Source organism: Martinezella dioscoreae (assembly GCF_009176305.1).
GTDB classification, from domain to species: Bacteria; Pseudomonadota; Alphaproteobacteria; order Rhizobiales; family Rhizobiaceae; genus Rhizobium; species Rhizobium dioscoreae.
Window position 1 is genome coordinate 785,168 of record NZ_BLAJ01000002.1, and the last position, 21,902, is coordinate 807,069.

General features: G+C 60.2%; 16 protein-coding genes. 3 read left to right on the forward strand and 13 right to left on the reverse strand.

What is annotated here, in order from left to right:
• Window positions 1-58: 58 nt before the first annotated feature.
• Entirely contained in the window at window positions 59-2,257 is a 2,199-nt protein-coding gene (katG, locus tag GDN47_RS10230) for a catalase/peroxidase HPI (protein ID WP_152093221.1), read from the reverse strand.
• A gap of 341 nt (window positions 2,258-2,598) precedes the next feature.
• Between katG and GDN47_RS10235 the strand changes: the two genes are divergently transcribed.
• Together GDN47_RS10235 and GDN47_RS10240 are read left to right on the forward strand one after the other, a co-directional pair.
• Window positions 2,599-3,573: a LysR substrate-binding domain-containing protein gene (locus tag GDN47_RS10235; RefSeq protein WP_152093222.1), complete on the forward strand. Its 975-nt coding sequence runs from the start codon at window positions 2,599-2,601 to the stop codon at window positions 3,571-3,573.
• 152 nt (window positions 3,574-3,725) lie between these two features.
• On the forward strand, window positions 3,726-4,277 hold the full coding sequence (locus tag GDN47_RS10240; RefSeq protein WP_152093223.1) for a glycine zipper 2TM domain-containing protein: 552 nt from the start codon (window positions 3,726-3,728) through the stop codon (window positions 4,275-4,277).
• Window positions 4,278-4,956: 679 nt separating this feature from the next.
• Here GDN47_RS10240 and GDN47_RS10245 read toward each other — a convergent pair.
• The 5 genes from GDN47_RS10245 to GDN47_RS10265 form a co-directional block, all read right to left on the reverse strand.
• Window positions 4,957-6,138, reverse strand: coding sequence for a M20 aminoacylase family protein (locus tag GDN47_RS10245; RefSeq protein ID WP_152093224.1), 1,182 nt, complete (start codon window positions 6,136-6,138; stop codon window positions 4,957-4,959).
• A 69-nt stretch (window positions 6,139-6,207) separates the two neighbouring features.
• Window positions 6,208-6,999, reverse strand: coding sequence for an amino acid ABC transporter ATP-binding protein (locus tag GDN47_RS10250; RefSeq protein WP_371865493.1), 792 nt, complete (start codon window positions 6,997-6,999; stop codon window positions 6,208-6,210).
• A complete protein-coding gene (locus tag GDN47_RS10255; protein WP_152093225.1) occupies window positions 6,996-7,940 on the reverse strand; it encodes an amino acid ABC transporter permease in 945 nt (314 codons plus the stop codon). Before GDN47_RS10255 ends, GDN47_RS10250 begins: the two co-directional genes overlap by 4 nt.
• A complete protein-coding gene (locus GDN47_RS10260) occupies window positions 7,937-8,827 on the reverse strand; it encodes an ABC transporter substrate-binding protein (protein ID WP_152093226.1) in 891 nt (296 codons plus the stop codon). The genes GDN47_RS10255 and GDN47_RS10260 overlap by 4 nt, the downstream gene beginning before the upstream one ends.
• 46 nt (window positions 8,828-8,873) lie before the next feature.
• Window positions 8,874-9,851 carry an ABC transporter substrate-binding protein gene (locus GDN47_RS10265; protein ID WP_152093227.1) on the reverse strand — a complete coding sequence of 326 codons (978 nt, stop codon included), beginning with the start codon at window positions 9,849-9,851 and terminating at the stop codon, window positions 8,874-8,876.
• A 101-nt stretch (window positions 9,852-9,952) separates the two neighbouring features.
• Between GDN47_RS10265 and GDN47_RS10270 the strand changes: the two genes are divergently transcribed.
• On the forward strand, window positions 9,953-11,281 hold the full coding sequence (locus GDN47_RS10270) for an aminotransferase-like domain-containing protein (protein ID WP_152093228.1): 1,329 nt from the start codon (window positions 9,953-9,955) through the stop codon (window positions 11,279-11,281).
• Between the two features lie 9 nt (window positions 11,282-11,290).
• Here GDN47_RS10270 and GDN47_RS10275 read toward each other — a convergent pair whose 3' ends face one another.
• The 7 genes from GDN47_RS10275 to GDN47_RS10305 form a co-directional block, all read right to left on the reverse strand.
• Window positions 11,291-12,361, reverse strand: a complete 1,071-nt coding sequence (locus tag GDN47_RS10275) for an acyltransferase family protein (protein ID WP_152093229.1) — start codon at window positions 12,359-12,361, stop codon at window positions 11,291-11,293.
• A 38-nt stretch (window positions 12,362-12,399) separates the two neighbouring features.
• On the reverse strand, window positions 12,400-13,215 hold the full coding sequence (locus tag GDN47_RS10280; protein WP_152093230.1) for a galactosyl transferase: 816 nt from the start codon (window positions 13,213-13,215) through the stop codon (window positions 12,400-12,402).
• A 77-nt stretch (window positions 13,216-13,292) separates the two neighbouring features.
• Entirely contained in the window at window positions 13,293-14,786 is a 1,494-nt protein-coding gene (locus GDN47_RS10285; RefSeq protein ID WP_152093231.1) for a lipopolysaccharide biosynthesis protein, read from the reverse strand.
• Window positions 14,787-15,012: 226 nt separating this feature from the next.
• A complete protein-coding gene (locus tag GDN47_RS10290; RefSeq protein WP_113329703.1) occupies window positions 15,013-15,642 on the reverse strand; it encodes a DnaJ domain-containing protein in 630 nt (209 codons plus the stop codon).
• 332 nt (window positions 15,643-15,974) lie between these two features.
• Window positions 15,975-17,474, reverse strand: a complete 1,500-nt coding sequence (locus GDN47_RS10295; RefSeq protein WP_152093232.1) for a DegQ family serine endoprotease — start codon at window positions 17,472-17,474, stop codon at window positions 15,975-15,977.
• Window positions 17,475-17,736: 262 nt separating this feature from the next.
• Window positions 17,737-18,393: a DUF2161 domain-containing phosphodiesterase gene (locus GDN47_RS10300; RefSeq protein ID WP_113350550.1), complete on the reverse strand. Its 657-nt coding sequence runs from the start codon at window positions 18,391-18,393 to the stop codon at window positions 17,737-17,739.
• Between the two features lie 151 nt (window positions 18,394-18,544).
• Window positions 18,545-21,805 carry a GH36-type glycosyl hydrolase domain-containing protein gene (locus GDN47_RS10305; RefSeq protein ID WP_152093233.1) on the reverse strand — a complete coding sequence of 1,087 codons (3,261 nt, stop codon included), beginning with the start codon at window positions 21,803-21,805 and terminating at the stop codon, window positions 18,545-18,547.
• Between the last annotated feature and the right edge of the window lie 97 nt (window positions 21,806-21,902).

Genomic DNA, 21,902 nt, shown 5'->3' on the forward strand with positions numbered 1-21,902 from the left:
ATGCCACACCCGGACGCGACCCGAGTAGGGTCGCGTCCGGGTGTGTTATTCAGTTACTTCAAGCGATGTCGAAGCGGTCGGCGTTCATCACCTTGGTCCATGCCGCAACGAAGTCCTGAACGAACTTCGTCTCGGCATCGGACTGGCCGTAGACTTCGGCGATCGCGCGCAGCTGCGAGTTGGAGCCGAAAACGAGATCGACGCGCGTGGCGGTCCACTTCACGTCGCCCGTCGCGCGGTCCCGTCCCTCGAAGACGTCTTTGGCATCCGAAACCGCCTTCCACTCCGTGCCCATGTCGAGCAGGTTCACGAAGAAGTCGTTGGTCAGCGTTTCCGGACGCTTGGTGAAGACGCCGTGCTGGCTCTGACCAACATTGGCGTTCAGCACACGCAGGCCGCCGATGAGGGCGGTCATTTCCGGCGCCGTCAGCGTCAGCAGCTGTGCCTTGTCGATCAGCAGTTCTTCGGAAGAGACGGTGTAGGCCTGCCGCTGGTAGTTGCGGAAGCCATCGACGATCGGTTCGAGAACGGCGAAGGCCTCGACGTCGGTCTGTTCCTGCGTCGCATCGGTACGGCCGGGAGCGAAGGGGACGACCAGGTCATGACCGGCCTTCTTCGCAGCCTGTTCGATAGCGACCGAGCCGCCGAGAACGATCAGATCGGCAAGCGATACCGTCTTTCCACCGGTCTGAGCATCGTTGAACTTCTTCTGGATGCCTTCGAGCGTCGCCAGCACGGAAGCGAGCTGGGCCGGCTGGTTGGCTTCCCAGTCCTTCTGCGGAGCAAGACGGATGCGAGCGCCGTTTGCGCCGCCGCGCTTGTCCGAGCCGCGGAACGTCGAAGCTGAAGCCCAGGCTGTCGAAACCAGCTGCGGAATGGTGAGACCCGATGCAGCAATCTCGGCCTTGAGGACAGCGACATCGTTGGCATCGATCGATGCGGGACCGGCAGCCGGGATTGGGTCCTGCCAGATGAGCTCTTCGCTCGGCACTTCCGGACCGAGATAACGAACACGCGGCCCCATGTCGCGATGAGTCAGCTTGAACCATGCGCGGGCGAAGGCATCGGCGAACTCATCCGGATTTTCGAAGAAGCGGCGAGAAATCTTCTCATAGGCCGGATCGAAGCGCAGGGCGAGGTCGGTCGTCAGCATCGACGGCGCATGACGCTTGGACTTGTCGTGCGCGTCGGGGATCGAGCCGGCGCCGGCGCCGTGCTTCGGCACCCACTGATGCGCGCCAGCAGGGCTCTTCGTCAGTTCCCATTCATAGCCGAACAGGTTCCAGAAGAAGTTGTTGCTCCACTTGGTAGGCGTCGAGGTCCAGGTGACTTCGAGACCGCTGCCGATCGTGTCGCCGCCCTTGCCAGTGCCGAAGCTGTTCTTCCAGCCGAGGCCCTGTTCTTCGATGCCGGCTGCTTCCGGCTCGGGGCCGACATGGGCGGCATCGCCTGCGCCATGGGTCTTGCCGAAGGTGTGGCCGCCGGCGATGAGGGCAACGGTTTCTTCGTCGTTCATTGCCATGCGCGCGAAGGTTTCGCGGATGTCGCGTGCGGCTGCAAGCGGGTCCGGGTTGCCGTTCGGTCCCTCAGGATTGACGTAGATGAGACCCATCTGCACGGCTGCGAGCGGGTTTTCCAGATTGCGGTCGCCGCTGTAGCGCTTGTCACCGAGCCAGGTATCTTCCGCGCCCCAATAGATGTCTTCTTCCGGCTCCCAGACATCTTCGCGACCGCCGCCGAAACCGAAGGTCTTGAAGCCCATGGATTCCAGCGCGACGTTACCCGTCAGGATCATGAGATCGGCCCAGGAGATGCTGTTACCGTATTTCTGCTTGATCGGCCAAAGGAGACGGCGGGCCTTGTCGAGGTTAACGTTATCCGGCCAGCTGTTGAGCGGAGCGAAACGCTGCGTGCCGGAGGAGGCGCCACCGCGGCCGTCGCCCGTACGGTAGGTGCCGGCGCTATGCCAGGCCATGCGGATGAAGAGCGGGCCGTAGTGACCGAAGTCGGCCGGCCACCACTCCTGCGAATCCGTCATCAGGGCGGTAAGGTCCTTCTTCAGGGCGTCCAGGTCGAGCTTCTTGAACTCTTCGGCATAGTTGAACGCCTTGCCCATGGGGCTGGAAAGCGCGGAATTCTGGTGGAGGATCCGAAGGTTCAGCTGATTCGGCCACCAGTCCCGGTTCGAACGCGCGGAAACGCTCGTGTTTCCATGCGGAAACGGACATTTGCCGGCGGTTTCGACTTTTGTATCCATGATACTCTCCCTTACGATGATTTGATTTGTGACGACCGGAGAAGGAGCTTTGCCCGCCCGCCGGGAAATGACCCGGTTCTAAAACGGGTATGGCAGCGACATGACAGGCGCATGAATCTCTCGTTGTTCTGGCCTCGCGTGAAACGGAGACGTGGAAGCAGGCAAAGCTTGGGTCCCCTGCCTTCCGATCGGCCCGTGCATCGATGAATTGAACGCCCTTAATGCCCTTAATATGAGTTTCGTATGACAGGCGGCCGCATCTCACCTCAGCCGCGGCACTATAGCCAAGGCTTTCCATTAATTTAAGTTGGATTTCCTGATTGGCGCGATAAGATGCGCTTATGGCAAACTTCACGCTCAAACAGCTCCGCTATTTCGAAGCGCTGGCTCGGCTCGGCCACTTCGGACGCGCCGCCGATCTATGCGCGATCTCTCAGCCCGCCTTGTCGATGCAGATCAAGGAGCTGGAGGAGCAGCTTGGCACGAACCTCTTCGAAAGAGGCGCAAGACAGGTCCGGCTGACCAATTTCGGGGAAGCTTTCGCGCTCCGCGTCCGTGACATCCTGCGCTCCGTTGACGAGCTGGGAGATCTTGCCCGCGCATCGCATAATCAGCCTGTGGGCCGGTTGCGCATCGGCATCATCCCCACGGTTGCACCCTATCTGCTGCCGAGCATCATCGGCAATCTCACCCGTATCTATGACGGGCTTGATATCCATGTGCGCGAGACCTTGACGTCGAAGCTGGTCGAGGAGCTGGAGGAGGGGAGGCTGGATACGGCGATTGTCGCTCTGCCCGTCTCCGAGACATCTCTGACGGAGGTGCCGCTGTTTGCGGAAAACTTCGTGTTGGTGCGGCCAAGCGAGGATGAGGGCAAACCGGTTCCCAACCGGGAAGCGCTTCGCGAAATGCGGCTACTGCTGTTGGAAGAGGGACACTGCTTTCGCGACCAGGCTCTCTCCTTCTGCAACATCCATTCAGCCTTGCCGCGGGAACTGATGGACGGCAGCTCACTGTCGACACTGGTGCAGATGGTCAGCGCCGGGATTGGCGTCACCCTGATACCGGAGATGGCGGTCGCGGTGGAAACCCGTTCCGCCTCGGTGTCGACGGTGCGCTTCCAAAGCCCGCAACCGTCGCGAACGATTGGCATGATCTGGCGCAGGACGAGCCCTCTCGCCAAACAGCTCATGCAGATTTCCGAAGTAGTGCGCGAGGCGGCCGATGCCATGCGCGAACAACATGATTCGATCGGACGCGCGCGCGATCTGGAGTTTGATTGGCAAGAGCGGGCAACCCATAGGGGAATAGCGTAGCCCCTTGGCATGGGGTTGTGTGCGCGGATGGAAGCTGACGCGATCCCTCATATCGGGACGGATAGATCCCGTTAACCGTGTTTCCTTACGAAGATTTATGGATAACAAGTCATGTTTCAGGAGATCCGACTTCTTCTTGAAAGGCATGTGCAATGTTGCATTCCGAAACTTCCGGCTTCTCTTTTCGTAAAACTTGCCTGCGCCTGACATTGCTTGCGCCCGTCGCCGCTATGGCGATGCTGCCCGTCGCCAGCCATGCCCAGGAACAGTCACTGCTTAACGGCCAGAATATTGGTACAGTGGGCGGCGCTGTCGCCGGAGGTCTCGTCGGCAACAAGCTCGGCGGTAAGAAGCACAAGACGCTCGGGACGATCGCCGGTGTCGTCGGCGGGGCGGTTGCTGGCAGAATGGTCGGCAACATGGTCGACAACCGAAATTCGCAGTATGGTCAACCGATGCGACAGGCAATGCCGATACAAGCTGATCAAGGGATTGATCCGCAAGCTACGGGCAGCATCGCTAACGACGGCGCTCCTGGCTTGTTAACGGGTCGGAACATCGGCGCCGTCGGCGGTGCCATTGCAGGCGGTATCGCCGGCAACAAGCTTTCGGGCAAGAAACACAAGACCTCCGGGACGATTGCTGGCGCAGTGGGCGGCGGCCTGCTCGGTGGGGTCGTTGGCAACATGGTCGGCGGTCAGTAAAACATCATCGTAACGCGTGCGGTTAAGGGCCTGGATTTTCTCCTCCGAATACAACTTCGGTTGCAATTTCGGCAATGTGAGCTTCATCGCGTTTGTGTTGCAGGTCGGCGGGACGAGGGCCGAGTTCCTCGTCCCGCCCAACATCGCGTGATTTTGCAATTCTGACCGATGTGCGCCTCAACCCGCATCGCCATCTGTCTCCTATCTTTCCACAGGCGGGGATATTTCAAACGATTGAAAATAATTTAATCGTTTAAATAGTTTAATACCTTGATTTACAAAGAAACTCCTCCATGTCATGCCAGTAACGCATGACAATGGAGGTCGTGATGCAAGAGCTTGAAAGCGTAAGAAATGAAATTCCTACGTATGTGATTGATCGCCTCGAGAATGAGTGGCGGGTAATGCAGACTCAGCATGTGCAGCTGGAAACCGGGCCCGAGAGTGAAACATCCGGAAATACCGGGCCTGCAACGAGCGATAGTCTCGGATCCCTCGATAAGTAGTATTTATGGAGGCAGGAATCGCACCGCACTCGCGGGTCTAGCGGCGCTATTGAAAGCATCGCATTTCGCCTTTTTTCATGACATCCAGAAAGCGGATCAGCCCCGGCTTCTTGCCAGGGCTGTCGTTTATCGTAGCGTCGCTGAATCCCAGTGCGATCGAGATAAGAGCTAGTTCAGGCGTCGAGATAACGCTCGGTCAGACGCGCCCACATGGCAGCGCCGACGGTGAGGCTTTCATCGGCGAAATCATATTTGGCGCTGTGGAGGATGGCCGAGGTCACGCCGTTGCCGAGGCGTAGGAAGCTGCCGGGCTTATGCTCCAGGTAATGCGAGAAATCCTCGCTGCCGGGGATCAGGCCGCAGGTGGTGACCTTGTCGGCGCCGACAAGTTCCTCGGCGACCGTCCGTGCGAATTCCGTTTCCTTCTCCGAGTTGACGACAACCGGATGACCGTGGACGTAGTCGATCTCGGCGCTCGCGCCATAGCCGTCTGCGATGGAGGCCGTCAGCTTGCGGATGCGCGACTCAAGCAGCTCGCGCACCTTCGGATCGAAGGAACGGACGGTGAGCAGCATCTTCGCACTTTCCGGAATGACGTTCGAAGCCTCGCCGGCGTGGATGGCGCCGACGGTCACGACCGCTGTCTGTGTCGGATCGACGCTGCGGGCAACGATCGTCTGCAGACTGACGACGAGGTTGCAGGCGACAACGACGGGATCGATGGTCAGATGCGGGCGCGAAGCATGGCCGCCCTTGCCTGTGATTGTAATCTCGACTGTATCGGCGGCGGCCATCAGCGGGCCGGAGCGCAACAGCCAGGTGCCTTCCGGTGCACCCGGGTGATTGTGCAGGCCGTAAATGACGTCGAAGGGAAAGCGTTCGAACAGGCCATCCTTGATCATCGCGGGAGCGCCGCTCACCGCACCGGCCTCTTCGGCCGGCTGGAAGATTAGGTTCACGGTGCCGTTGAAGCGGCGGGTACGGGCGAGATATTCTGCAGCCCCTAGCAATATGGTGGTATGGCCGTCGTGGCCGCAGGCATGCATCTTGCCGGGCGTCTTGCTGGCATAGGCGGCGCCGGTCTGCTCGATGATCGGCAGGGCGTCCATATCGGCGCGGATTGCAATGCTCTTCTTGCCGGCTCCAACAGTCATGCGCGCGACGACGCCATGACCGCCGATATTGCGGGTTACCTCATAGCCCCAGGCTTCCAGCTTCTCGGCGACGAAACGTGCGGTTTCCGCCTCTTCGAAGGAGAGCTCGGGATTGGCGTGCAGGTGCCGGCGGATGCCGGTCAGTTCGGCCTTCATCGGCTCGAAATCCGAGAGGCGGGCGAAATCGTTGTCGAGGGTCATGGCTATTCCAATGGTTCGCTGGAGCCGCAATAAAGCGTGCCGGCTGCCGTGGTGGATCAAGCTGTCGCGCTAGATGAAGCGCGACAGGAAACTTCTGGTGCGCGGATGCTGCGGATTGCCGATCACATCCTCTGGCTTGCCCTGTTCGACGATCTTGCCGCCATCCATGAAGACGACGCGGTCGGCCGCTTCGCGGGCAAAACCGATCTCGTGGGTCACGACGATCATCGTCAGGCCCTGTTTGGCAAGATCACGCATGGTGGCGAGCACTTCGCCGACCAGTTCCGGATCGAGCGCAGACGTCGGCTCGTCGAAGAGCATCAGTTTCGGCTTGATCGCCAGCGCTCGGGCGATTGCAACGCGCTGCTGCTGGCCGCCGGAAAGCTGGCGCGGATAATTGTTGGCCTTGGCCGAAAGCCCGACGCGATCAAGCAATGCCAGCGCATTCTCGGTTGCCTGCTTGCGGCTTTCACCATGGATGCCGATCGGCGCTTCGATGACATTCTGCAGCGCCGTCATATGCGGATAGAGATTGAACTGCTGGAACACCATGCCGATCTTGCGCCTCTGCAGCGCGATCGCATGGTTTGACAGTTTGACCAGCCGGCCCTTGTTCAGCCGGTAGCCGATCTGCTCGCCATCGACTTCGATCGAACCGCGATTGATCGATTCCAGATGGTTGATGCACCGTAGGAAGGTCGATTTTCCGGAGCCGGACGGCCCGAGAATGACGACCACTTCACCCGGTGTCACATCGAGGTCGATGCCTTTCAGGACTTCGAGATGTTCGAAGGATTTGTGGACGTTGCGCGCCTGTACCAGGGGGCTGACGTTGACGGCTGAGTTCATCGGAGCGTTCATTGGCCCGCCTCCTGTGCCGGCACGAGCGCCAGCGGGCTCTCCGTTGCCGCCTTCGTCCTGGCGGTGCGGCGATCTGCGCGGCTATAGTATCGCTCGATATAGCTCTGGCCGATATTCAGCACCGAGGTGATCAGCAGATACCAGATGACGGCGACCAGCAGCATCGGGATGACTTCGAAGGTACGGTTGTAGATCGACTGCACGGAATAGAGCAGATCAGCCATGGCGATAACGCTGACGAGCGAGGTCGCCTTGATCATGCTGATCAACTGATTGCCGGTTGGCGGCACGATGGAGCGCATGGCTTGCGGGATGATGATGCGGCGCAGAGCCCGGCTCCGCGTCATGCCGAAGGCTTCAGCGGTCTCGAACTGGCCCCTGTCGACCGAAAGCAGGCCGCCGCGGATGATCTCGGCCATATAGGCGGCTTCGTTGAGGGCCAAGCCGGCAATCGCAGCCGTCATCGGGCTTATGACGGAATTCGTGTCCCAGCTGACGAAGGTCGGGCCGACGGGAATGCCGATCGACAGCGTCGGGAAGAGCGTCGACAGATTGTACCAGAAGATCAGCTGCACGAGCAGCGGCGTGCCGCGGAAGAACCAGATGAACAGCGAGGCGAGCGTGCTTGCCAGCCTATCCTTCGACATGCGGGCAATCGCCAGCAGCAAGCCGAAGACGATGCCGAGCGCCATGGCGACGACGGTCAGCCCGAGCGAGACATAGAGGCCGCTGATCACGACAGGGTCGAAGAAATACTGGGCGACGACATGCCAGCCGAAGTTTTCATTGTGGGCGACCGACCAGGCCCAATAAGCCGCGATCGCAAGGGTAACGATCCAGGCCGCCACGCGACCCTTCGGAAACGGAGTGTGGGCATTCGCCACGTCCCGTTCCGCCGCATCGCCTGAAGGCGATGCGATGTTTCCGGCGTTCCTACTCATTTCGGCAACGTCCCGCCAAGATTGATACCGGGTTCCTTGATCATATTGTTCTCAAGGCCCCATTTCTTCATGATGGCGGCATAGGTGCCATTGTCCATGAGAAGTTTGACGGCGTCCTTCAAAATTGGGCCGAGCGGCGAGTCTTTCGGCACGACGGCGCCCTGATAGAGATCTTCGAAACCGTTCTTCTGACCGACGCCGGTCAGTTCCAGCTGGCCGTTCGCCTGCGAGACGAAATAGGTGAGTGGCGCCTGCGAGGAGAAGAAGGCGTCGGAGCGCTTGGAGCGGACGGCGAGGATCGAGCTCGGCTGATCGGTGAAGGACTGGACCTCGATCGCACCCTTGCCATCCGTCTTGCACTTCTCGGCTTGTACCTGGATCACCTTTTCGGCCGATCCGCCAGCCATGACTGCGATGCGCTGACCGCAGGCGCTGTCGAGCGAGGTGATACCCTTCGGATTGCCCTTCTGAACGGCGAAGACAACGAATTCCTGCACCCAGTCGACGAAATCATTGGCTTCCTCGCGGCTCTTGAAATCGCCGATTGGGCCGAAGGCGAACTGATAGCGGCCGGAGTTGATGCCCGCGAGAATGGCGGGCAGGCCGCTGACGCTCTCATGCTCGATCTTGACGCCAAGTACCTCGCCGATCGCATCGGTCAGATCGGCACTGGCGCCGGTCAGCTTGGTGCCGGTGACGATTTCATAGGGAGGGAAAGACCCATTGTTGACGGAAATCATCTTGCCCGATGTACGGATCGCTTCCGGCAGTTTGGCCTGCAGATCCTTGTTGACCGAGAGTTTCGGCAGGCTGGCATCCTCGGCAAAGGCAGCGCCCGACATCATCAGGCTTGCCAGGGCGACGTAGGTCATTTTCTTCAGCGACATGTTCATTCCCCTTTTTGCTTTGTGTCTCTGATTTTTCAGTCGGTGGTCAGGCAGCGCTCGTCCGGCTGCCGTCGACATCGAACGGAAACAGCTCCTCCGGCGTCATCAGCCGCGGCAGGATACCCTGCACATGCAGCTCCCCGGCGAAATCCGCGATCATCTTGCGGTTGGCGGCAAAGCCGCTCGCATCCCACCCTTCGGGCAGCTCGGTTGCCGATTTCAAGAGTTCGTCGAGCATGAAGGGCGTGGTGTCGGCATATTTGCGCCGCTTGCTGAGCCAGACGCGTTGCGATTCATCGATGAGAGCGCTCAGTTCGCCGATGACCCACGGATGTTCTGCGACGAACTCCGCCTTGAAACCAATCAGGTGCATACCCGGTACATAGCCCACATCGGCAAAATAGCGATGCTCGGCAGAGCGGAAATCCGGCAGCAGCTGGCGGAAGCCGGAGTTGCCGGCGAAATAGCCATCCGGCATGAAGGGCGTGAAGATCGCGTCCATCTTGCCTTCCTTCAGCAGATCCACCATCGGCCTTTCGCCGGGTGCCGCCTCGATGCGGCCGGGACGGCCGAAGCCGTCGAGGCGATCGGTGATCGGATGGGCTTCGGTCAGGCGGCCGGCATACCACATGGCATCTTCCACGCCGACACCTTCGCGACGCAGTGCGGCCCGCGTCCAGGTATTGCCGGAGTCACGCCAGCCGGTGACGCCGATGCGCTTGCCAGCCAGTTGGGCGAAGCTCGTGATCGGGCTGTCCTTGGTGGTGACGACGCAGCGGTGGCGGAAGCCGCGCATGATGAAATTCGGAATGCCGACAACGCTCTCGTCACCGTCGATGCGCATCTGCGTGTAGCGGCTGAAGGACGTTTCCGCTGCGTCATAGGCCTCACTCTTGCCGACATGCGAGACCAGCGTGCCGACCCGATCTACCCTAATGTCGAGCTTGGGGGAGGAGACATCACCCAGGACCAGAGGCGTCATGTAGTCCCAATCACGAAGGGCAAGGCGGAGAGTAAGAGGCATGAAATTCACTCGCGGGAAAACTTGTTTTCTCAACGAGTAAATGTTCAATATAGGTCGATCAAATGTTATTACGTTATTGAACATTAAAAATGGTGCGAAAAATGAGCGAAGCTCGGGATGCGAATTGGCTTGCCTCGAAATTGAGCGATCGGACCATTCGCGGTATCGCGCTCGAGACGAGTGCGCTCATTCGAGCCGGCGCCTTGCCGGTTGGTACCAAGCTGCCGCCGATCCGTGACCTTGCCTTTGCTCTTGGGGTGAGCCCGGCGACCCTATCGGAAGCCTGGAGTGAGCTCAGGCGTCAGAAGATCATCAGCGGACGCGGCAGGAATGGCACATGGGTCAGCGGCGACCGCTTCGTCGCCCAGCCGGCTCGCCTTGCAAGCGTTGGCGATTATGGCTCCGGCGCTCTCAATCTGACTGCTGCCGTTCCCGATGTGCAACTGCTGCCGAAGCTCGAGGCGGCAATGGCCTATGGTGCCTCGGCCGAAAATCTCAACAGCTACGAGCGAAGCCGGATCCTGCCGGAGCTTGAACGCGAGGTCAGGAAGACCTGGCCCTATGAGCCGGAGGCGTTCCTGGCGACCAATGGTGGCTACAATGCCGTCTACACCTTGATCAATGCCTTGGTCATGCCGGGTGCCGCCGTTGCGATCGAGGACCCGACGGGAATGCGGCTTCTCGATATTCTTGAGGATCGGGGTGCGCGCATCATTCCGGTGAAATGCGACCAGGATGGTCCGTTGCCGGCCTCGCTGGAGGAGGCGCTGAAATATCGTCCCGTCGCGTTCATCTTTCAGCCGCGCATCCATTCCGTCACGGGCCAGAGCGTGAGCCCTGCACGCATGGCAACGATCGCGGAGATCCTTCGCGACAAGGATACGTTGATCGTCGAAGACGATGGTGTCGCCGACATCTCGATCTCGCCTCGCCATTCCATGGGGCATCTCTTTCCCGATCGGGTCATCCATATCCTGTCATTTTCGAAAACGCATGGGCCGGATCTGCGCCTCGCGGTCTTGTCGAGCTCGCGCGCGATTATCGACCAGATCCAATCCTATCGCAGCTTCAGCTCCGGCTGGACCAGCCGTATTCTGCAGGCGGCGGCTGCTTGGCTGCTGCGCGATCCAGCGACGGCATCGTGCCTGAATCATGCCCGCAGGACCTATCGGGAACGCCGCGCAGGCCTCATCGATGCGCTTCGCGAGCGCGGCGTCGATGCGTGGCATGGAGAAGGACTATGTGCCTGGGTGCCGGTCTCGTCGGAGCCCTTCGCAATGGTGACGCTTGCCGCCCGGGGCATTGCAGTGCATCCCGGTGCCAAGTTTTCGATCCTGCCCAGCAGCCATTTGCGTGTCGCGACGGCCAAACTCTTGGAACGGCGCGAATATGTTGCGGATGCCATCGCACTTGCCGCCGTTCACACGTGAAGGGTGGAGCTAATGGCTTGAAGTTGCGCCCAGGCTTTTAGGCGTCTCCCTCCAAGAGGAAGCGTACTTGACGAGGATAGTCGCAAGCCTGGCCGAGATGAGCGAAATGACGGAAATTGCGACGAGATAGATCGCGATGTAGACGGGCTGCGGCAAGTGGATATTGCGCATCAGATGCCCGTAGATCTCGGTAAAGCCGCGATGGCACATGTAGATCGGGTAGGAGAGATAGCCGAGAAAGATTCCGAGCCGCTGCAGCCTCTCCGGCAGTTCGAGCATGGTGCCGGCAAGGACGATGAGCGGCGAGATCAGGATGCAGAAGATAAGCGCATATTTCAGCGAATAGGTGGGGAGAAACAGCAAGATTAAGATCACGGCAATGGGCAGCAGGGCGGCATAGCTGTTCATGGTCCAGCCAATCGCGGTGCTGCTTCGAAGCCGGTAGATGATCATCCCGAGCGTGAAGGAAAAGAAGACGCGGGCAAGGCCGCCATCCACAGAGTGCCATTCCCAGCCGAGATCGAGCGATTTGTGGAAAAAAACCGAGACGATCAGCATCGCCAGAGATGCGGCGGCAATGAGGATGAGGCTCCGCGTTTTCAGCCTGAACAGCACCAGTGCGAATACCAGATTGGCCAACAGCTCCCAGAACAGCGACCAGGCGGGACCATTCAGCGGGTAGAGCGCCAAGATGTATCCGGCCGACCGCGTCAGAAAGCTTGGAGAAGGCAGCATGAAGACGGTGGTCAGGATGCTTGCGGCAAGATCGGCCCGCCCAACACCGGATGCCTGCCAGTGCAGCAGCAATTGCACGAGCCCGTAGACGCTGCCGATGAGGAAGAGCGGATAGAGACGCGCGTATCGTGCCTTCATGAAGGCCAGCACCGTCATGCCGCCGGCGAGCTTTTCACCATAGGCTCTGGCGATGACGAAGCCGCTGAGCACGAAGAAGAAATCGACGGCGATGTAGGCCGAAGGCGCATAGGGCCTGTCGAGGTGATAGACGACAACGGCGAAGGCAGCCAGGCCGCGCATCGCATCCAAGGCGGCATATCTGTGTCTCGTTGCATCAGCCGGCATTGATCGGAACCTCATTGGGGGAAAAGGTTACGCCTAAGCTATCCGGCGGCGCGCACGCCGAAGAATTCGTTTCTCAAATTTCGATCAAGGGGGCGCACCCGCGAAAGATTGCCCAGGAACTGGCGGGGGCTTGTCAGCACCGACCGGTTCAGGAAATGGGTCCTGATGAGATTGGAGGATTTGCTGTGGGCGCCGGCATGGCCGACCCGATAGATCGCGCCGCGGAAAGGCAGCGAGCCGAGCGGCGCGCCGGCGTCTGCAAGCAGCTTGCCGATGCGCACATGGCTGCCGAGCATGGATTTGATATAATCGACCTCGGCATCCTCGAAGGTCGCCGGCAGGCGATAGAGATCGGAGCGGATGATCAGTGATGTCCCGCAAAAATTGGCGAAATCGTTGTGATGCATAAGCAGCCGGCCGCCTTCGTTCCAGAGATAGCCGCGGTCGATCTTCCAGCCGTTGGCATCGGGATTTCTAGCGGCGAAATCGACGATATTGGCGCTGACGAAATCATCGTCGTCGACGATCATGAAGAAGCGGGTATCGCGCGCGGACAGCATGCCGCTCAAGACGCGGCGGCCCTTGTCCAGCCGGAACGCATCGTAGACCTTTTCGCGATCGGCACCATCGATGTCGTGGAGCTGGTTCGGCGGGAAGGTCACGCGTTCCGCCGTAAAATTCGGCGGCAGATCCGGCAGATCTGCGCCTTCATTGGCGACGACTACGCCGCGCCAGTTTTTGTTGGACTGCCCGGCGATCGATGCGATCGTTTGCGACAGGCGTCGTTTGAGCGCCGGCCAATCATTGGAATTGGCCTGATGGCGAACGGGAATGATGAACGTGACCAGTGTCATGAGGCGCCTTTCCGACTTGGTATTCTATCGCGGGATCGAATGAGCGTTGTTTCCGTCCTTATTCGGGATGGCGGCTACTATGCCTTCGCGCGACGGCCTTGCAGCGTCGTCCGCACGAGGAAGAGGACCCTTTCCTTGCATAAGAGAAGGATGAGGGCCGAATAGGCGAGGCCACCGACCAGGACTTCGCAGACGAGGCGTTCCGCAAGGGGCCGGTCGATCAGCGCCGACGAGATTGCCAAGACGGCGACAAGCATGCCGAGATAAGCAGCGATAGGTCTTAGGAACTGGCCGAAATATTCCAGAATGCTGAGGCCGATCAATCGCGACACCATCCACAGCGTCACCGGCCAGAGCATCACCACTCCGAGCATGAGTCCGAAGACGACGGTTGTCACCCCATATTGGTGAAGAACGAGCACGGTGAGGATCGAGACGATGTTGCGCACCAGCTGATAGTAGAACCACCAGTCGGATCTGCCCTGGCTGGTAATCAAGGAAGCCTGGATGATGCCGATGCCGGCCATCAGGCCGATGACGCAGAAGAAGCGAACCGGCCAAACGGCGGCAGCCCAGTGCGGCCCGAAGATCAGCGGAATGGCATCGTCGGCGACCGCTGCAAGCCCCATGAAGGCCGGAAAGGACACTAGCGAGCACCCGAAGGTCGCCATGAGGAAGGCTTCACGCACTTTGTCCTTATCATGCTGCAGTGAGGAGAGCAGCACGTGGCTGACCGAATTCAGCCCGCCCGCCACGACATTGTTGAGCATCTCGTAGAGCCGCCGGGCGAAATTATAGATACCGAGAGCAGCCGGGCTTACCAGCGTGCCGATGATCAGCTGGTCGAGATTCATGGTCTGGAGGAAGCGGTTGCCTGAGGCGAAGATGCCGTAATGCAGCAGTTCGCGCAGGCTCGAGAGCTTTACCCTGAAGCCAGGCAGCCATTTCGCCCCCCAGAAAGCGGCGATGCAGGCGGCCGCCGGTGCTGCGATTTGAGCAATCGCAAGCGCCCACAGGCCGAAACCGGCGAAAACCAGCGAAAGACAGATGATCGCCGAAACAGAGGTGGCGATCGCGGTGCGGGCCGCAGCAAGATGGAAGGACATCGTGCGGCCGATCAGGGCATTGGGCACGATGATCATCATGTCGAAGAAGATTTTCAGGCCGATGATCAGCAGCAGTTTGACGATATCGTCATGTCCTAGCCAATGGGCGAGAAACGGCGAAAGCAGAAACAGCGCGGCATAGAGGATGGCTGCGGAGACGAAGGATAGCCAGAAGACCGTATCGAGATGGCTGCGCCGAATGGATTTCTGCTGGATCAGTGCCTCGCCGAAGGCCGTCGGGCCGAAGCCGGAGGCGAAACTGACGATGGCGAAGGCGAGCGCGACCAGGCCGAAATCCTGCGGCAGAAGGAAACGGGAGGTGACGACGAAGACAAGGCTGTTGAGTGCCGTCGGGATAAGCGTATCCAGCGCCGACCAGAAAGCGCCCCTCAATGCGGCCCGCGACCGGTTTTCGCTTAAGTGTTCAAAGACGATTTCATCCGCTTCGGACGCTAGCAATCGCATACCTCGCCGTTTTAGATCTGCAGCGGATGCCGGAGATCCGGCGCCCGCCATTGCCGCTTCGCCATCATTCGATGGAGCAGGACGGCGTGTTGGATGCTTGATCTAGGCCAGCCCCTCGATTTGTCTAGAGAGAATTGTTGCATTGCAACATTGCGTTGCTGAAAGTGATCTCGCGATCAAGGCAAACGCGAATTTTATCACTTCAGAGCGGCGAAAAGCGCCGCCTTCACTGCGCGGCCGAGCGGACTCTTGGCTCGTCCCATTCGATTTCGGGAGCAGCATCGGCTTCATCCAGAGGCTCGTTCATCTCGTAAAGATAGCCTTCGAGCATGTCGCAGGCGCGTTCGTTGGCGCCGATCTTGGCTTCCGTTTCGCTGATGGCGGTGGCGATCGCCTTGATGCGGGCGCGCAGCATGTGTCCGACCACGTCCTTGCCGGGGCGCTTACCGAGCCGGTCGAGATGAAGGCCGATGCGATTGGAGTGTCGCTCGAGCTCGCTCTTGCTGAAATTCGCCTTGCGAATTTCTTCCAGAAGGCTCGCTCGCATCTTGGCGACCGGATCGAATGTGCCGGGTTCCCGCTCGTCCAGCACTATCTCGGTAATCAGCTTTTCGATGGCGACCAGCGCCTGCAAGTCGACGGCATCGGTCAGTTCGACGTCATAGCCGGTATCGTCGAACACCTTGCGGCGAACGGGGTCGAGAAGAAGCTCGTAGGCCTTCTGCAGCTGCGCGAAAGCGTCGGTATCGCCGCCGGAATCCGGATGGGCTGCCTTCGCGCGCTTGCGATAAGCCGCCTTGATCTGCTCTTCGCCCGCATCGCGCGCAACGCCGAGAATATCGTATGGATCAGTCACTCCAACTCCTGCCGCCGCTTGTTCCTGTTTTAAGGCCTGGCCGCTGATATCGCCCGCGCGGTTTAAATGTCCCGCCCGGCCGTTTCAATCGGCTCCGGCGCTATTTGTACCATCACAAAGGCAGAGTTTGGACAAAAAGAGTCCTATGTCAAAGGCGAGCAGCCTCTTCTGTGGAAATTCAGCATCTCAAATCGTTCGGTCGAGCGCGACTGCTTGAGCCGGCAGAGTTGACAATGGTCAGCCTTGTGGAACGTCGGCGTCTTTTGGTGACATAACGGCAATCGGCCCGCTTCGTCGACGGAAGCGGGCCGATCATTCACTGCCTCAGATGCTTAAGCCGCCGAGAACGGCACGGCGACGAAGGTCTTGTTGCCGTCGCGCTCGATCAGAAGCAGCACGGATTTGCGACCATCCTTGCCGGCCTTGGCGACGGCCGTCTGCACCTCATGGGCGTTATGCACCGGCTGGTCGTTGACCGAGACGATGATGTCGCCGGTCTGGATGCCGGCCGCAGCGGCGGGCTTGTCCGGATTGACACTGGCAACGACGGCGCCTTCGACACCATGCGGCAGATTCAGCTGCTCACGCACATCCGGTGTGAGGTTGGCGAGGCCGACACCGATGCTTGGCTGGTTGGACGGCTGCACCTTGCCGTCGCCAGCGTCGTTGGCAGCCTGCTTGCTGTCGTCATTGCCGCCGATGGTGACATTGACGTCCATGCTCTTGCCGTCGCGCCACAGTGTGACCGAACGCTTTTCGCCGGGGGAGAGATCGGCGACCAGCCGCGACAGATCCTTCGGCGTCTTGACGGCCTCGTTGCCGACGGCGGTAACGATGTCGCCGCTCTTGATGCCGGCGCGTGCGGCTGGCGTATCGTCATTGACGCTGGCAACGAGCGCACCCTGGGTCTGCGAGAGGCCCATGGCATTGGCGATATCCGAGGTCACCGGCTGGATGGCGACGCCTAGATAGCCGTGATCGATCGAGCCGTTCTTCTCGAGCTTGGCGACGATCGCCTTGGCCTCGTCGGAGGGAATGGCAAAGCCGACGCCGACGCTGCCGCCATTCGGCGAGTAAATAGCGGTGTTGATACCGACCACATTGCCTTCGCGGTCAACCAGCGGCCCGCCGGAGTTGCCGTGGTTGATGGGCGCATCGATCTGGATGAAATCGTCATAGGGGCCGCTGTGCAGGTCGCGACCGCGGGCCGAGACGATGCCGGCGGTAACGGTCGTGCCGATGCCGAAGGGGTTGCCAATCGCCAGAATCTGGTCGCCAAGCTTCAGCTTGTCGGAATCACCCCAGGCGATTGTGGCGAGCGGCTTCGGCGCGTTGATCTTCAGGACGGCAAGATCGGATTTAGCATCGGCACCCAAAAGCTTGGCGGGCAGCTCGGTGCCGTCATCGAGCGTCACCTTGATGTCGACGGCGTTCTGAATGACGTGGTTGTTGGTGACGATGACGCCGTCCGGGCTGATGATAAAGCCGGAACCGAGCGCCATGGCGCGCTGGTTCTGTTGCTGGTGCGGCATCTGCTTCGGGAACGGGATGCCCTGATTTTCGAAGAATTGCCGGAACTGCTCGTCCATCGGCGAATTGCTTTCGGCACTGGTGTCGGTCGCCTTCATGGTGGTGGTGACGGTGACGACGGCCGGTTTATCGGCGTCGACGATCGGAGCGAAGGAGCCGCCGGGCGCGATGATGCCGGCCGGCTCTGCCGCCGAGGCGAGGGTTGCGGATGTGCTGAAGGCAAAAGGCAATGCGCCGGCGCCGACGATGATAGCGGCACCGACGATGGCGGCTGTGCGATGTTTGCGGAGAAGAGAAGGCATGGCAAAAGTCCCTTGCGAGATCGTTGGCGGTTTGGCAGCCCGTCCATATCGGGGATGGGCTGCGATTGGTCCGCGTCAATTTTGCGAGCGACTTCGTTTCCCATTTTTTACTACGGGAAGCAAAGTATAGATTTGAATTGGCGCTTGGTGTTAATATGATCCGCAAATTAACTTTTACAAATTAAATATTGATCATGTTTTTATTGCAAAATTTTAAGATATTACATGAATTTAATGTTGGACGGCCGGAAATTTTCCATATTCAAAGCTGCGCTGCCGGCCAACGCTTGAGGGCCTCTGTTCCAAGCTCCGTCAGCGCGTAGATGCCGCGGTCGATGCGCTCGAACCAGCCATAGACATTATCCCTTAGAATTTGTGGGGCCTTCGGTGCCGCTTCGCGCATATCCTTAGGGCGCTGCACGCCGTTTTCGATAGCGGCGGCGCAGGCAAGGGCCTGTTGGCGGTAGGCGGTCATGATCGGCTTGCGGGTGCTGCCGCCGAGTGCCGGGTCACCCTTGCGCCGGCGATGTTCCTCGACAAGGCGCGATCTGCGCCGTGTGTTCTTGCGCGGCATTGGCGCGATGGGGCTGACGACGATATCCACGACGTCGTTGTCCGATACGGCGAGCATGCCAAAGCCCAGCCGGCGGCACAAGTCGCGGAACCGGCGATCGCCTTCCCGGCCCTTTCCCTTCTTCGAGACGCGGGCGGCGATCCAAACTTCATCGCTGGCAGCTGCGCGATCCACCGCCTGCAGGATGAGTTCGAGATTAAAGGTCATCTTCAGTTCGCAGATGACCACGACCGGCGGCTCGCCATCAGTCACTCCAACGAGGTCGCAGCCGCCGATTTCGCCTTTCACCGCATAGCCGGCGGCTTCGAGAAATGACTTGATGGGGAGATAGAGCGCCGTTTCCAAATCCGCCTCCGGGCTTTGCATGTCCGGACAAGGTTAGCCGATTCGGTTAACCAGACGGTCGATAAAGGTGCGAAGCGGGTCTTGCTGCAAAGGCGAATATTGCAGGCGTGTGAAAAAAAGGGCCGATGGCGAGGCCCCTCTCACGGGTAGCTTACGCCTTGAAATCCAGCTTGACGTCGCAGGCGCCGATCGAAGCCGGCAACAACGGCTTGCGGATGCGCTGCCCGAATTGCCGCTTGAAACCGAAGATATTGCCGATGAGGCTCTTGGTATAGAGGCCGGGGCCGCTCGAATAGATGCGCCAGCCGCCATCGACGGCGATATCGCCTGCCTTGACGCGCGCCCATTCCGCGGAAGCCTGATAGCGGTCGTCGAAGGCCGCATCGCTGCTGCTGAAATAGGTATTGCGCTGGCGCAGCGACGCATGTTCCACCCGGCCGCTGACTGCGATCGGGTTGGCAAGTGCCAGTGCTGCCCATACGGCCTCTGCATCGTCTTCAAGCGCCAGGGCTTCGCAGTATCGCAGATGCGCATGCACATACATGAGTCCGATCTCGCGGCCGAAGAACGACGAGGATTCGGCACGCCGGAAGAGCTTTTCTGGGCCGCCGGAATAGGTCGCCGGCTTTTCCATCAATCGGACGCCATCCGGGAACAGCAGGTTCTCGCGGATGATCTTCATATGGACATGGCGCTGATCGGGCGTGAACAGGCCGCCGATCATCGGCTGCGTCATCGCGATCAGCGAATAATGCAGGCCCGTGCGCGTATCCTCTGGATGCAGAAGCAATTCGACGCCGTCATGGCTCGGATCGAAGACGCCATAACCGGCAACGATGCCGTCACGCATCAGGAGCCGGTTGAAATCGGCGCGCATGGCGACCGCGGTCGCTTGCAGCGACTGCGCTTCCTCGTTGCGGCTGGCGAGCGTCAGGATATTGGCGTAGCGCACCAGCTGTTCGTACAGGAGTGAAACGGTCCAGCTGCTGACCATCCAATCGCGCAGATGCGGGTCGGCCGGCTGCAGGCTGTCGTTCCAGTCGCCCTCGCCGTAGCGGATGAGGCTCGTGCCCGGCACGAAGCGGCTGCGTACGGTGCCTAGCAGTTTTTCGATGTGATCGGAGATCGTCGCGCGTTCCAAAGTCAGCTGCATGGTGTCGTCGGCACGCCACGGCACGGTTTCTGCAAGGAAAGCGATGTCCCCGGTCGCCTCGATATAGTCGCAGAGCGCCTTCAGCGGCCAGACGACGATATCGCCGTGAGCCTCGCCGGCGCGGATGTTGGCATAGGGCTCCAACATGAACCATTGCGGCCAGTCGCCGCGATCGCGATACTGCTCGGAAAAGAGCGTTGAAAGGATCTGCCGGACTTCTTCGTCATGCTCGTAGGAAAGCAGGAACTCGATCGGCCCCTGGCAGACGTCCCGCGTGCCCCAGGCAGCACCCGTATATTGTTCGAGCCCGTGCGGCACGCTCAAATGCACGATGGCATCATGCGCGATCCAGGGCAGCATGACCGCCTGTGCCGCCACATCGCGGCCATCGCCCTCGATGCGCGCGCTTCGCGTTACATGGCTCCAGAAACGTTGCGCGGGTGCGAGCATCTCTTCGCTCTCGACACCAGCGCTGTAGCGCGCGGCAAGCGCTTCCGCCGCATCCGGATCGGTCATCGAGCCCGTGACGGCAAAGCGTAGTGCCTTCGTCGGGCGCGATTTCAGGGCGATGAACGGGCCGTTGCGGGTGGTGCCATCGGTATAAAGCAGCTCATCGCCGCCAACGGTTTCGAAGGCATCCGGGGTCGACGTGACGAGGTGATAGCCGGCCTTCGGGTAGCGATCCCAGAGCCAGGACGGTTGAGGCCGGAAGGAGATGCGCTTGCCTACCGTATCGATTGCGATGTTTGCCACGGCTTCATAGTCGCGCTCGCCAAGAACGATATGGCCGAAGACGAGGAAACGGCAGGGTTCGCCCTCCACCGAAACGCTCCATTGCATGGCCGGATCGTCGCCGGAGGCGATTGCCGATACGGTGATGGTGCGACCGGGGAGCTTGTAGATCCACTTGGTATCGCTGAGCCCCATTTCGAAGGCGGCGGGCACGCCGAGTAGGCGCCAGCCGTCGCCAAGGTCGACGAGAATGCGCAGGCCGCTCGATCGCGTCAGATTGTAAGGGTCGCGGGAAACGGAGAACAGCTTGTGGAAGGAGGTGTTGCCGATGGTCAGCTGCGCGGCGAAGATGCCCTGCATCCAGCAGGTGGCAGCCAACGTCTGGTCATCGAGCAGCATGTTCTGGCCGCTGCGAACGATGGCGCCGTGGCGGCGAGCCACTAGGCGCTCTTTTTCCTGGAGCACGATGTGCCTGTTGTGCGCCCCATCCGGTACGAAGAAGGAGATCAGCTTTCCATCGGCGTGCTCCTCCAACATCCGCTTCGGATAAAGCGCGTCGATGGCGGCCTGATCCAGGCTGCCGCTCTCAGCAAGGGGGGCATCCTGAACGAGACTGCGTGCCGATTGAGCGGCAGCAATCGTGTCGATCGCCAATTCGCCCTGAAGTTTCGGCAGGCCATCGAGGTGGGCAAGATCGGCATCGCTGGAAGCAGCCGGATGATCGGCGATGAAGAGGCCGAAGAAGGTCGTTGTGGCGGCGCCACCTACTGCGAGCGAAAGCGGCTTCGACTGGATTGTCGGGCAGGCGACCTCATGCTGGCGGCGGGCGCTCGGCAGGCTGGCGCCGAAATCCGGCACCATGACGCCATCATTGCTCTTGGAGGGCACGAGGAGCTGGATGGCATCGGTCGCGTAAGCCGCGGCACCCTCAAGGCAGCCTTGCGCGAGCCACGGATTTCGCCCGCCGCCCTGCTTGAGATTCTGCCTGACCATAATGACAGGGCCGAAGGCGGCATGGGTGGCGATGTGATGGTCGATATATTGTGAGGCATAGGCCTCGCTGTTCATCAGGAAGCCGCGATCGCCGAGGCCGACATCCTGAACGAGGATGAGATCAGCCGAAAGCATCGCGTTGGTGCTGTTTTCCAGCGAAATTTGCCAGAACCATGCGGTCTGGCTCGGATGCAGCCGGAGGCTGACGGTGTGTCGTACGCCTTCCGTTTCGCCGCTCCAGGAAAAGCCGCTCTTGCCATGGCCGAACTCTACCGTGGCTTTCGGGCCGACGATTTCGGCCGTCGCCGGCTTAGGCCCGCCGATGCGCAGATAGAGCCGGCCAATACCGCCATACACAGGCGATCCGAGCACCTGATTGATCATGACGCCGCCCTGCTGGTCGGCAAAGTCGATCGAAAACAGTGTGCCGTTCGGCAGCGCCGAAGCCGAAAGACCGGCGGTATTGGCGAGCGTGATAAGGCCAAGTTCTTCGCGGCGGGGCGTTTGAAAGCTGCGATTGGTGTCCGAGGACATAAGCGTGATCTCGCTGATTCATGGATCGGATGAGGGGCACTAGATCACAAGGCGGCGCCCGATCATAGGAGGCAATTCGCCATTCACCAGCGCAATC